Source organism: Pseudomonas sp. B392_1p (assembly GCF_052245235.1).
GTDB lineage: Bacteria > Pseudomonadota > Gammaproteobacteria > Pseudomonadales > Pseudomonadaceae > Serpens > Serpens gallinarum.
Window position 1 is genome coordinate 88,508 of record NZ_JBQPXM010000004.1, and the last position, 12,756, is coordinate 101,263.

Sequence of the window (12,756 nt, forward strand, 5' to 3'; positions counted from 1 at the left end):
CAGACAACAAAGGAGAATAAGAGCATGACTGAGCGTGCAACCCTGGGTCGCCTGCGTGTAGCGACCACTCTGCAGCGTTTTATCGAAGACGAAGTCCTGCCGGGTACCGGCCTCGACGCCGCCGCCTTCTGGCAGGGCCTGGACGCCCTAGCCCATGATCTGGCGCCGAAGAACCGTGAACTGCTGGCCGTGCGCGACCGCATTCAGGTCGAACTGGACACCTGGCACAAGGCCAATCCCGGTCCGATCAAGGACATGCCGGCCTACCGCGCCTTCCTCGAGTCCATCGGCTACCTGCTGCCGGTGCCCGAGCAGGTGAAGATCGAAACCGCCAACGTCGACGTCGAGATCTCCAGCCAGGCCGGCCCGCAGCTGGTGGTGCCGATCATGAACGCGCGCTACGCGCTGAACGCCGCCAACGCCCGCTGGGGCTCGCTCTACGACGCCCTCTATGGCACCGATGCCATCAGCGAAGAAGGTGGCGCGCAGAAGGGGCCGGGCTACAACGAAGTGCGCGGCGCCAAGGTGATCGCCTTCGCCCGCAATTTCCTCGATCAGGCTGCGCCGCTGGCCGCAGGCAGCCATGCCGACGCGGTCAACTACCGCGTGCAGGATGGCCAACTGAAGGTCACGCTGGAGAACGGCAACGTCACCGCACTGGCCCAGCCGGAAAAATTCGTCGGTTTCCAGGGCGATGCACTCGAGCCCAAGGCCGTGCTGCTGAAGAACAACGGCCTGCACGTTGAGATCCAGATCGACCCCAACAGCCCGATCGGCCAAACCGACGCCGCCGGCGTCAAGGATCTGCTGATCGAAGCCGCGATTTCCACCATTCTCGACTGCGAAGACTCGGTCGCCGCCGTCGATGCCGACGACAAGGTGCTGGCCTACCGCAACTGGCTGGGCATTGCCAAGGGGACCCTCAGCGAGGAAGTGGTCAAGGGCAACACCAGCTTCGTGCGTCGCCTGAACCCGGACCGCGAATACAGCGCCCCGAACGGTGGCACCCTGAGCCTGCACGGCCGCTCGCTGCTGTTCGTGCGTAACGTCGGTCACCTGATGACCAACCCGGCGATCCTGCTCGAAGACGGCAGCGAGATCCCCGAGGGCATCATGGACGGCGTGTTCACCAGCCTGATCGCCAAGCACGACCTGGCGCGCAAGGGCAACTCGCGCACCGGCAGCGTTTACATCGTCAAGCCGAAGATGCACGGTCCTGTGGAAGTCGCCTTCGCCGATGAGCTGTTCAGCCGCGTTGAAGACCTGATCGACGTGCCGCGCCATACCCTGAAGATGGGCATCATGGACGAGGAGCGCCGCACCAGCGCCAACCTCATGGCCTGCATCGGCGCCGCCAAGCACCGTGTGGCCTTCATCAACACCGGCTTCCTCGACCGCACCGGCGACGAGATGCACACCTGCATGGAAGCCGGCCCGGTGATGCGCAAGGGCGACATCAAGAACACCCCGTGGATCAAGTCCTACGAGCGCAACAACGTGCTGGTCGGCCTGGCCTGCGGTCTCAAGGGCAAGGCGCAGATCGGCAAGGGCATGTGGGCCATGCCGGATCTGATGGCGGCCATGCTCGAGCAGAAGATCGGTCACCCGCAATCCGGCGCCAACACCGCCTGGGTACCGTCGCCCACCGGCGCCACGCTGCATGCGCTGCACTACCACCAGGTGGACGTGCAGGCCGTACAGAGCGAGCTGGAGAAGGTTGACCTGGCCGCCGAGCGCGAACAACTGCTCAACGACCTGCTGACCATTCCGGTCGTCGCCGAGGCCAACTGGAGCGCCGAAGAGAAGCAGCAGGAGCTGGACAACAACTGCCAAGGCATCCTCGGCTACGTGGTGCGCTGGGTCGAGCAAGGCGTTGGCTGTTCCAAGGTGCCGGACATCCACAACGTCGGCCTGATGGAAGACCGCGCCACCCTGCGCATCTCCGCCCAGCACATCGCCAACTGGCTACACCATGGCGTGGTGACGCGCGAGCAGGTTCAGGAAACCCTTGAGCGCATGGCCAAAGTGGTGGACCATCAGAATGCTGGCGATCCGCTATACCGCCCCATGTCCACCGACTACACGCAGTCGATTGCCTTCCAGGCAGCTGCGGACCTGGTGTTCAAGGGACGGGAACAGCCTGCGGGTTACACCGAGCCGCTGCTGCATGCCTGGCGTCGCCGCTTCAAGGAAGCCAACTGAGTAACACAAGGGCAATCACAGCTGCGCAACGCACTGCGCGTTCGCAGCCGTGACGATTTACAAGCCCCAGACAGCCTAAGCTGCCTGGGGCTTTCAAGCATCGGGCTGTAGGTATTCGCATCTGCCAACTTGCAACCCAGGCTTCGTCCACACGACGGGGTTATGCAAAACGCCGGGTACATCCAGGCATTACTGAAAGTGGTTCACAACAAAAAAAAGGGACCCAAGCATGAGTCAAACACTACTGTCCATTCTGGCCTTCGTGCCACTGGTGCTAGCGGGTGTGCTGCTGATCGGCTTTCGATGGCCCGCCAAGTATGCAATGCCGCTGGTTTTCGTCCTGACGGCGGTGATCGGGCTGCTGGCCTGGGACATGACGCTCAACCGGGTCATTGCCTCAACGTTGCAAGGCCTGATCCTCACCGCCGCGATTCTCTGGATCGTCTTCGGCGCGATCCTGCTGCTCAACACGCTGAAGCACTCGGGGGGGATCAGCGCGATTCGGCGCGGCTTCTCCAACATCAGCCCTGACCGCCGCGTTCAGGCGGTGATCGTGGCGTGGCTGTTCGGCTGCTTCATCGAAGGCGCATCCGGCTTCGGTACACCGGCCGCCGTGGTCGCTCCGCTGATGGTGGCACTGGGCTTCCCCGCCATGGCCGCCGTCGTGCTGGGCATGTTGGTGCAATCCACGCCGGTGTCCTTCGGCGCAGTCGGTACGCCGATCCTGGTGGGCGTGGGGGCCGGCCTGGACAAAAGCGGGATCAGCGAGCAGCTGGTCACGCTGGGCAGCAGCTGGGAGGTGTTCTTCCACCTGATCTTCTCGCGTGTCGCGATCATTCATGCCCTGTGCGGGATTCTCATGCCGCTGATCATGATCAGCATCATGACTCGCTTCTTCGGCAAGAACCGTTCCTGGACCGAAGGCCTGGCCATCGCGCCGTTCGCCATCTTCACCGGCTTTGCCTTCGTCATCCCTTACGCGGCGGCTGGCGTGTTCCTCGGCCCGGAATTCCCCTCGATGATCGGTGCCCTGGTAGGCCTGGCCATTGTGGTACCGGCCGCCAAGGCAGGCTTCCTAATCCCCAAGCAGAGCTGGGATTTCGCGCCGGCCAGCGAGTGGCCAGCCGAGTGGATGGGCAAGATCGAAATGAAGCTGGACGATATGTCCGGTAAAAAAGCGATTTCCGTGCCCATGGCGTGGGCGCCCTACGTGCTGCTGGCTGTGCTGCTGGTGCTGACGCGCAACGTACCTGAGCTGAAGGCCTGGCTGTTGTCCCTGAGCTTCGGCTGGAAGGACATCATGGGCGAAACGGGCGTATCCGGAACCCTGGAACTGCTCTACCTGCCGGGTGGCCTGCTGTGCATCGCTGCGCTGGGGACCTTCTTCATGCATCGCATGCGGGTAAGTGAGCTGGTGACTGCGTTCAGCGAGTCCAGCAAAACGCTGCTGGGTGCTGGCTTCGTGTTGATCTTCACCATCCCGATGGTGCGCATTCTGATCAACTCCGGGGTCAACGCGTCGGACCTGATCTCCATGCCGGTGGCCATGGCGCGTCTGGTGGCCGACAGCGTAGGCGATGTGTATCCGTTCTTTGCACCGGCAGTCGGTGCGCTCGGCGCGTTCATTGCCGGCTCCAACACCGTGTCCAACCTGATGCTGTCGCAGTTCCAGTTCAACGCCGCTGAGCTTCTGGGCATGTCCGGTGCGTTGATGGTAGCGCTGCAATCCGTCGGTGCGGCGGCGGGCAACATGATCGCTATCCACAACGTGGTGGCGGCCTCGGCGACGGTAGGTTTGCTGGGACGTGAAGGCATCACCTTGCGCAAAACCATGCTACCGACCCTGTACTACCTCATCCTGGCCGGTGGTATCGGGTTGATTGCCGTGTTCATCATGGGCATTACCGACCCCTTGGTGATCGCCAGCAACTGAGCTGCATCGACTCCGAGCTCTAACTGAAAATGATAAAGCACAGCGCCGGTTTAACCGGCGCTGATGCATAGCAAGAGGCTTCAGATGACTACTGACTTCAAACAAGCCGCGCTGGATTACCACGAATTCCCCACCCCCGGCAAAATCAGCATCGCACTGAGCAAACCCGCCGATACCGCCGCCCACCTCGCCCTAGCCTACAGTCCCGGTGTAGCCGAGCCCGTTCGCGCGATTGCCGCCAACCCTGAAAATGCCTACCGCTTTACCGGCAAGGGCAACCTTGTCGCAGTGATCAGCGACGGTAGCGCCATCCTCGGTCTCGGCGACCTCGGGCCGCTGGCCAGCAAACCGGTTATGGAAGGCAAGGCCCTGCTGTTCAAGCGTTTCGCAGGCATTGATTCGGTGGATATCCAGGTCAAGTCGGAAAGCCCCCAAGCCTTCATCGACACGGTTGCGCGCATCGCCGATACCTTCGGCGGCATCAACCTGGAAGACATCAAGGCGCCCGAGTGCTTTGAGATCGAGAAGATCCTGATCGAGCAGTGCGACATCCCGGTGTTCCACGACGACCAGCACGGCACCGCCATCGTCACCGCCGCCGGCATGCTCAATGCGCTGGAAATCCAGGGCAAACTGCTTTCTGACGCACGCATCGTCTGCCTCGGCGCCGGCGCGGCGGCCATCGCCTGCATGAAGCTGCTGCTCAGTCTTGGTGCCCGTCGCGAGAACCTGTACCTGGTCGACCGCCAAGGTGTGATCCGTTCCGACCGTGGCGATCTCGTCAGCCACAAGCAAGCCTTCGTTAATGACGGCGGCCCCCGCACCCTGCTGGACGCCATGCAAGGCGCCGACGTGTTCATCGGCCTTTCGGGTGGAAACCTGCTGACGGCAGACGCACTGCTGGCCATGGCGCCCAAGCCGATCGTCTTTGCCTGCTCGAATCCCGATCCGGAAATCCAGCCGGAACTGGCCATGAGCCTGCGCGACGACCTGATCCTGGCCACAGGCCGCTCCGATTACCCGAACCAGGTGAACAACGTACTGGGTTTCCCCTTCATCTTCCGCGGCGCCCTGGATGTACGTGCTGCGCGAATTAACGAAGAGATGAAGATCGCAGCCGTTGAAGCCCTGCGCCAGTTGGCCAAGGAGCCGACGCCGGTCGAAATGCTGCAAGCATTCAACATCGACCGCCTGGAGTTTGGCCCTGACTACATTCTGCCCAAGCCGCTGGACGCGCGACTGCTGGGTGCCGTGGCCGGTGCCGTGGCTAAAGCTGCGGTCGATTCGGGTGTTGCCCGCTTGCCCTACCCTGCCCACTACCCGCTGTGATCGACCGCCTTGGGTAGCGGCTAGCGTGCTGGCGATGGGGGGAGTAACCGTAGGGTGGATGTCGCTTTTCACATCCACCACCACCGCTCGGTGGAAAAAAACGTTGTCCACCCTACTGACTTATCCCCTCTTATTCGCTCACCTCTAATTCAACCCAGGTCGGTGCATGGTCACTGGCGCGGGGCTGATCGCGCACCCAGCGATCGACACCGGCGTTCTGTAGCCGTGGCGCCAGGTCGGGGCTGAGTAGCAGGTGGTCGATGCGCAGGCCCGAGTCCTTTTCCCAGTGCTGGCGAAAGTAATCCCAGAACGTATAGATGCGCTCTTGCGGAAAGCGCGCACGCAGGGCATCCGTCCACCCCTGAGCCAGCAACCGCTGATAGCACGCACGGGTTTCCGGTTGGAGCAGCGCGTCCTTACGCCAGGAGCGCGTGTTGTAGATGTCGTCGTCGGTGGGCACCACGTTGTAATCACCGGCCAGCACCACCGGGTGTCCGCTGGCATACAGCGAGGCGGCGTGCTGGATCAGCCGTTCGAACCAGGCGAGCTTGTAGTCGAACTTGGGTCCTGGCTGCGGGTTGCCATTGGGCAGGTAAAGGCTGGCGACAATCACACCCTTCACTGCGGCCTCGAGGTAGCGACTGTGGGTATCGTCAGGATCACCCGGCAAGCCGCGACGAATCTCCAATGGTTCCGCATCCCGGGCCAGAATGGCCACACCGTTCCATGACGCCTGGCCGTGCCAGATGGCGCCATAGCCGGCCGCTTGGATATCCAGGATGGGAAAGGCCACATCCGCAGCCTTGAGTTCCTGCAGGCAGGCCACGTCCGGCTGTTCGCACTCCAGCCACTGCAGCAACGCCGGCAGGCGTGAGCGAATACCGTTGATATTGAAGGTGGCGATTTTCAAGGTCTGCACGCGGGGCCTCGCTGATCGACAGGACGCAGAGCCTGTTCCGCGCGAGCGTGGAAGCAGGTGGGCTTAACAATAGAAGCCTCGGCACACCATCGGTTCTACCCCCGCGATGTACAACCGTTGTAGAGCACAGCAAAACCTACCTGGACAGCTGCGCACAATGTGTTCGCTCGTGGCTATGCGCGGCGCCTCGTCTGCACCTATATACCGCCTGAATTGCTCCTGCTGAGGGAACCGCGGCAAGGTTCAACAGTCAGATTTCCGCGCCAGCCGCGCGGGCATTTATTCACCTGATGACTGCACCCCTGACGTCGTGAAACTGTAACGAAGCTGCCGTAAAAAATAGCTGTTAACTCTTCATTACACTGTATTGACGACCAACATGACCACGCTTATCGAATTGGCCCAACACATCGAAAACCTGTATCCCTTGAAGGATAAGCAGGCCGGCACCCGCTACCGCATCGTCAATCAGTTGGCCGGCCTGACCGAGCTGGAAGAGTTAGGCGGAAAACCCCGTTACGTGCCTTCCCATGCCTTGCAGGACGGCACGCTGTGGGATGCGTCTTCTGTACAACTAACAGCCGCCCGCTGATACAGGCGGCTGTCCGCTTAATAGCTCAGGTTCAGGGACAGACTTGCGCCATGCTGGCGCTCTTCCGCATCCCGCAGGTGATAGGCCGCACGAACCGTCACGGTATGCCCCAACGACAGTCCTAGCCCCAGGGTCGCCAGCGTCTGGTCCTGATAGGGCGTGATGGTCTGTAGGTCATAGTCGAAACCCGGCATTGAATTGAGCCCCATGCGCAGGGTTTGTGGATCGTCCTCGTACTCACGCTCGCGCGCCACTTCGCCGAACACCTGCAAAGTGCGGCTCAGCTGCAGGTTGGCTTCCAGACCCACCCCCAGTCGCTTGCTATCACGGGTCTGCTCGGCATAATGCAGCGTCGTGGAGTTTTCCCCATCCTCGCGATACGCGTCGATTTCCACGCGCACATAGTCGGCACTCACAAAGGGACTGACCTGCCAACTGCCCCGCCGCCCCAGCGCGTAGCCCAGTCGCAGGGTGGCGGCCGCAAGCTGGCCATCGGTATCGCCTCGTTCGATGCGCTCGGCGATGCCCAGGTCGAAACGCCGTTCCAGGTCGTGGTAATTCAAGTGGCCCGCCGTCACACCGACATCGGCCCACAGGCGTTTTTGCCGGTACTGCGCAAAGGTGCTGAGCAGATAGCCCCGCAGGTCATAATCGGACTGGCTGTGGTCCATCTCCAGGCTTTGCTCCTGCAAGCCCAGGGCAAAGCCCAGGCGCCAGCGCTCGCTCAGCCGATAGGTCGCGCCCAGGTTCACGCCCAGGGTTTCACTTTCGCCGGGCGCCACGGCCAGATGCTCGTCGAAATCCCGCCGCTGACCGGTTGCCGCCGTAAAGCTGCGCCAGTTGCCCCGCGTCTGCCAATCACCCCGGTCAGCCTGCCACTCACTGCGCAGGTGCTGTTGGTGCGTGTTCAAACCGGACAGGGCCATGTCCGGCAGCAGGCCGATTTCCCACGGGGCCGACAGAAGCGAATAGACGTAGTCGGCGCTGATCTGTTGCACCGCCGCTGTGGGGTGAACGCCATCATAGAAAATCAACTTGTCCGGATCTGCAGAAGCACTGCCCTGGCCCCAGGTCGGATCGGGCTGGCATCGGTCCCCGTTGAAGCACACGTCCATCTGCGCAACATTGGGGTCGAAGCCAAAGCGCGCCGGGTCGGCGAGCATTTCACTGAACAGCGCCCGGTTATTGAGCCGAATGACGTTACCGCCCAGCGCCAGCAATTGCCGGTCCAGTTCGGCATTGAACAGCCCACTCAGACCTGACCATGCGTCGCGTTGCCCACTGGCGAAGCCCGCCGGACTCAGGCCCACGTTCGGCAAGTCCGAAACGATGATGTAACGCGCCCCGGCACGCTGCAGTGCAGCCACGCCAGCGACCAGATCCGCGGCGGCGGAAGCCGCGCTGGCCTGATCGTTAATTCGTCCCTGAAGAATGTCGTTACCGCCGCCATTGACGTAAAACAGCGTCGAGGCACTCACCCGCGGCACATCAACCAAGTAACCGTCACGGGTGCGCGAAACTAGCCCGGCATCAACCTCCGAGCCATCTTCATCGATGATCGATGCCAGGATTTCATCGGTGCGACTCCCCCCTACCGCATAGTTGGTGCCGTCCGGATTGCCGGTAAGCTCCTCGGGAAGGATCGGCGTCGAGGGGAGTGCCTGCAGCCCAAGCCGCCCGGCCAGCCGCTGGGAGGCGACAGCGGCATACGGCTCATCCCGACCATCGATATAGTCGGGCCCAATGCGGTTGGTAAAACGTATCCCATCGGTGGGAAGGCCATTTTGTGTGGCGCCACCTAGATCTGGAAATTGCCCACTGTCACTGAGCGAATCGCCAAAGATCACCAGTTGCGAATACGGCGAGGCGGAAGAAAGAGCGGGAAGACCGGCAAACAACAGCGCGATGCCCAAGGTGTGGCGTCGAAACGTCATAGAGGACTCCTGTCATTGTTGGTGTTGTAAAAGCACCCTCAACGACTCTAGACCTCGTTTCGTTAGGTCACTGACCGATTGCCGGTTAGTTGACCCAGGCGGACCTCACACTCGTCTGTTTATTGCGGCGTCTCGAGAAGGTTTATCCCAAGGAATGCTTTAGGAGACGGTCAGGTGAATAAATATCGCCTACCCCTCCGCCATTGCCTGCGCCACAAACCAACCACAAAAAAGCCCCGCCCGGATCACTCCGGGCGGGGCTTTTCAGTTCAGCTCAGCCGATCAGACCTTGCTGCGCTCGAAGCGCTTGCGGTCGTTTTCGTTGAGGTACTTCTTGCGCAGGCGAATCGACTTGGGGGTCACTTCGACGAGTTCGTCGTCGTCGATGAACTCCAACGCCTGTTCCAGGGTGAACTTGATCGGCGGCACCAGGGCGATGACTTCGTCCTTGCCCGAGGCACGCATGTTGTCGAGTTTCTTGCCCTTGGTGGGGTTGATGGTCAGGTCGTTGTCGCGGCTGTTGATGCCGCACAGCTGGCCTTCGTAGATATCCTGGCCGGGCTCGAGGAACAGCTTGCCGCGGCTTTGCAGGGTTTCCAGCGAGTAGGTGAGCGCCTTGCCGGTGGCCATGGACACCAGGACGCCGTTCTGGCGGTTGGCGACTTCCCCCGACTTGACCGGCCCATAGTGGCTGAAGGTCGAGGTCAGGATGCCGGTACCCGAGGTCATGGTCAGGAAGCTGTTGCGGAAACCGATCAGGCCACGGGCCGGGATGGTGTATTCCAGGCGCACACGGCCCTTGCCATCCGGGACCATGTTGGTCAGATCGCCCTTACGCAGGCCCATCTGTTCCATCAGCGGACCCTGGTGGGTTTCCTCGATGTCGATGATGACGTTCTCGTAGGGCTCCTGCTTCTCGCCGTCGACGTCCTTGATCACCACTTCCGGACGGCCCACGGCCAGTTCGAAGCCTTCACGGCGCATGGTTTCGATCAGTACCGACAGGTGCAGTTCACCACGGCCGGAAACCTTGAACTTGTCGGGCGAGTCGCCTTCTTCGACGCGCAAGGCGACGTTGTGCAGCAGTTCCTTTTCCAGACGCTCCTTGATGTTGCGGCTGGTGACGAACTTGCCTTCCTTGCCGCAGAACGGCGAGTCGTTGACCTGGAAGGTCATGGACACGGTCGGCTCGTCCACGGTCAACGGCGGCAGGGCCTCGACGTGGTTCATGTCGCACAAGGTGTCGGAGATGTACAGCTCGTCCATGCCGCTGACGCAGACGATGTCACCGGCTTCAGCTTCGGCAACTTCAACGCGCTGCAGGCCGGAGTGGCCCATGACCTTCAGGATACGGCCCTGGCGCTTCTTGCCGTCGGCGCCAATGGCGACCACCGGGGTGTTGGTCTTGATCTTGCCGCGCTTGATGCGGCCCACGCCGATCACACCGAGGAAGCTGTTGTAGTCCAGCTGGGAGATCTGCATCTGGAACGGACCGTCCACGTCGACGTTGGGCGCCGGCACGTGATCGACGATGGCCTGGAACAGGGCGTCCATGTTGTCGGCCAGGTTCTCATGATCGAGACCGGCCAGACCGTTCAGGGCGCTGGCGTAGACAATCGGGAAGTCCAGCTGCTGCTCGGTGGCGCCGAGGTTGTCGAACAGGTCGAAGATCTGATCGACAACCCAGTCCGGACGCGCGCCCGGGCGGTCGATCTTGTTGACCACGACGATCGGGTTCAGGCCGGCCTGGAAGGCTTTCTGGGTCACGAAGCGGGTTTGCGGCATCGGGCCGTCGATGGAGTCGACCACCAGCAGCACGCAGTCGACCATGCTCATCACACGCTCGACTTCACCGCCGAAGTCGGCGTGGCCGGGGGTGTCGACGATGTTGATGTTGTAGTCCTTCCACTTCAGCGCGGTATTTTTCGCCAGGATGGTGATGCCACGCTCCTTTTCCTGGTCGTTGCTGTCCATCACGCGCTCGTTTTCCAGCTCCTTGCGGTCCAGGGTGCCGGACAGGCGCAGCAGCTTGTCAACCAGGGTGGTCTTGCCATGGTCGACGTGGGCGATGATGGCGATATTGCGAAGATTCTCGATCACAGTTTTGTCTCGATATTAAGCTCGTGGCTGAAGGCCCGAGCTGGGAAGCTGATTCCCGCGGTTGTTGCCGCACGGGATGGATGGAAGCGGCGGCGCGAAGGCCGCTCTCTTCCGGGCTCGCTACGCGTCGCGGGACGCGCCAGAGTCGGGAGGTCGGTGGCGGATACTGCCACCTAGCAGCCCAGGCTGCTTCACGGACCTGTCAGGTCGGACGATAAACGCGCACATTGGCATGCCCCTCGGACAGAAGATGATGAGCATGCAGGCGGCTCATGACACCTTTGTCGCAATACAGCAGGTACTGGCGATTGTCATCCAGTTCCTTGAAGCGGTTGTTGACCGCGTAGAACGGCAGCGTCTGAATTTCGATCCCCGGCAACTGCAGCGGTTCATCGTCCACCGCGTCGGGATGGCGAATGTCCAGGACGATCTGCCCAGGCAGCGCTTCGCTGACGACTTCCACCGGCACATCTTTACCCAGCTCTTCGATGACCTTGTCCACGGTGATCCGCGTGGCGCGCTCGATCGCGCGCTCGAGAATCGCCATGTCGAACTGTTCTTCTTCATGCTCGATGCGCCCGCGCTTGGCGCGGGTGGTCGGGTTGACCGAAATCACCCCGCAGTATTCCGGCATGTTCTTGGCGAACTCGGCGGTGCCGATGGCGGTCGCGGTGTCGATGATGTCCTGCTTGTGCGCGGCAATCAGCGGGCGCAGCACCAGGGTGTCGGTAACCGAATCGATCACCGACAGGTTAGGCAGGGTCTGGCTGGACACCTGGGAGATGGCTTCACCGGTAACCAGCGCATCGATGTTCAGCTCGGCAGCGATGCGGCTGGAGGCGCGCAGCATCATGCGCTTGAGCACCACGCCCATCTGGCTGTTGTCGACCTTGCCAAGAATCTCGCCGACCACTTCCTCAAAAGGCACGCTGATAAACAGCACGCGATGGGACGAGCCGAATTTTTGCCACAGATAGTGGGCAACTTCCATCACCCCCAACTCATGGGCACGACCACCGAGGTTGAAGAAGCAAAAATGGGTTAGCAGACCGCGTCGCATCATCTGATAGGCGGCCACGGTAGAGTCGAAACCACCGGACATCAGCACCAGCGTCTGCTCGATGGAGCCCAGCGGATAACCGCCCAGGCCCTGATGCTGCGCATGAATGATATACAAGCGGTCGTAACGCACCTCGAACCGCACCTCGACCTCGGGGCGCTTAAGGTCGATGCCGGCGGCGCCGCACTCCTGGCGCAGGCGGCTGCCCACGAAGCTGGCCAGCTCTACTGAGGTGAACGAATGGGTGTTACCGGAACGCTTGCAGCGCACGGCGAAGATCTTGCCCGGCAACTGTGCGCCAAAATGCTCGCGGCATTTTTCCAACACATCGTCGAAATCGACGTAGGGGTAGTCGTGCACTTCCAGGCAATGCGCGATGCCCGGCGTGTTGCGCAGGCGCTCCAACATCTCGGCCAGTAGCTTCGGCTCAGTCTGCCGGGTTTCCAGCTCCAGGTTGTCCCACTCGCCCTGCACATCCAGTTGCGGATCGAGATCCTTGAGCACCATGCGGATGTTCTTCGCCAGCTGCCGGATGAACTGCTTGCGCACCGGACGGCTCTTGATGGTGATTTCGGCGAAGGGCTTGACGATGACTTTCATGGAAGGCGGGACTGGGCGGGCAGCCAGAAAAAAGAGGGGCGCGAATTATACCGGAAATTGTGCAAGCTTTGATCGATTAATTGCAGC

At 61.5% G+C, this 12,756-nt stretch carries 8 protein-coding genes; 4 read left to right on the forward strand and 4 right to left on the reverse strand.

Annotated features, from left to right (window positions below; translation table 11 throughout):
- The first annotated feature begins 24 nt into the window (after nucleotides 1-24).
- From ACTV8E_RS07080 to ACTV8E_RS07090, 3 genes are all read left to right on the forward strand, one after another.
- The gene (locus tag ACTV8E_RS07080; protein WP_443199019.1) at nucleotides 25-2,202 is read left to right on the forward strand and encodes a malate synthase G; all 2,178 of its coding nucleotides are present in this window, start codon (nucleotides 25-27) and stop codon (nucleotides 2,200-2,202) included.
- A 229-nt stretch (nucleotides 2,203-2,431) separates the two neighbouring features.
- Entirely contained in the window at nucleotides 2,432-4,135 is a 1,704-nt protein-coding gene (locus ACTV8E_RS07085) for an L-lactate permease (protein WP_443199020.1), read from the forward strand.
- A gap of 84 nt (nucleotides 4,136-4,219) precedes the next feature.
- On the forward strand, nucleotides 4,220-5,464 hold the full coding sequence (locus tag ACTV8E_RS07090) for a malic enzyme-like NAD(P)-binding protein (protein WP_443199021.1): 1,245 nt from the start codon (nucleotides 4,220-4,222) through the stop codon (nucleotides 5,462-5,464).
- A gap of 130 nt (nucleotides 5,465-5,594) precedes the next feature.
- On the opposite strand, the gene ACTV8E_RS07095 is transcribed toward ACTV8E_RS07090, so the two are convergent.
- Nucleotides 5,595-6,383, reverse strand: a complete 789-nt coding sequence (locus tag ACTV8E_RS07095; protein WP_443199022.1) for an exodeoxyribonuclease III — start codon at nucleotides 6,381-6,383, stop codon at nucleotides 5,595-5,597.
- 379 nt (nucleotides 6,384-6,762) lie between these two features.
- Between ACTV8E_RS07095 and ACTV8E_RS07100 the strand changes: the two genes are divergently transcribed.
- Nucleotides 6,763-6,975 carry a hypothetical protein gene (locus ACTV8E_RS07100; protein WP_443199023.1) on the forward strand — a complete coding sequence of 71 codons (213 nt, stop codon included), beginning with the start codon at nucleotides 6,763-6,765 and terminating at the stop codon, nucleotides 6,973-6,975.
- Nucleotides 6,976-6,992: 17 nt separating this feature from the next.
- Here the strand turns inward: ACTV8E_RS07100 and ACTV8E_RS07105 are convergent, their stop codons facing one another.
- The 3 genes from ACTV8E_RS07105 to thiI all read right to left on the reverse strand — a co-directional run bounded on the left by ACTV8E_RS07105 (nucleotide 6,993) and on the right by thiI (nucleotide 12,669).
- A complete protein-coding gene (locus tag ACTV8E_RS07105) occupies nucleotides 6,993-8,909 on the reverse strand; it encodes an autotransporter domain-containing protein (RefSeq protein WP_443199024.1) in 1,917 nt (638 codons plus the stop codon).
- Between the two features lie 282 nt (nucleotides 8,910-9,191).
- Entirely contained in the window at nucleotides 9,192-11,009 is a 1,818-nt protein-coding gene (gene typA / locus ACTV8E_RS07110) for a translational GTPase TypA (protein WP_251834618.1), read from the reverse strand.
- 202 nt (nucleotides 11,010-11,211) lie between these two features.
- Nucleotides 11,212-12,669 carry a tRNA uracil 4-sulfurtransferase ThiI gene (gene thiI, locus ACTV8E_RS07115; protein WP_251834617.1) on the reverse strand — a complete coding sequence of 486 codons (1,458 nt, stop codon included), beginning with the start codon at nucleotides 12,667-12,669 and terminating at the stop codon, nucleotides 11,212-11,214.
- Nucleotides 12,670-12,756: the final 87 nt, after the last annotated feature.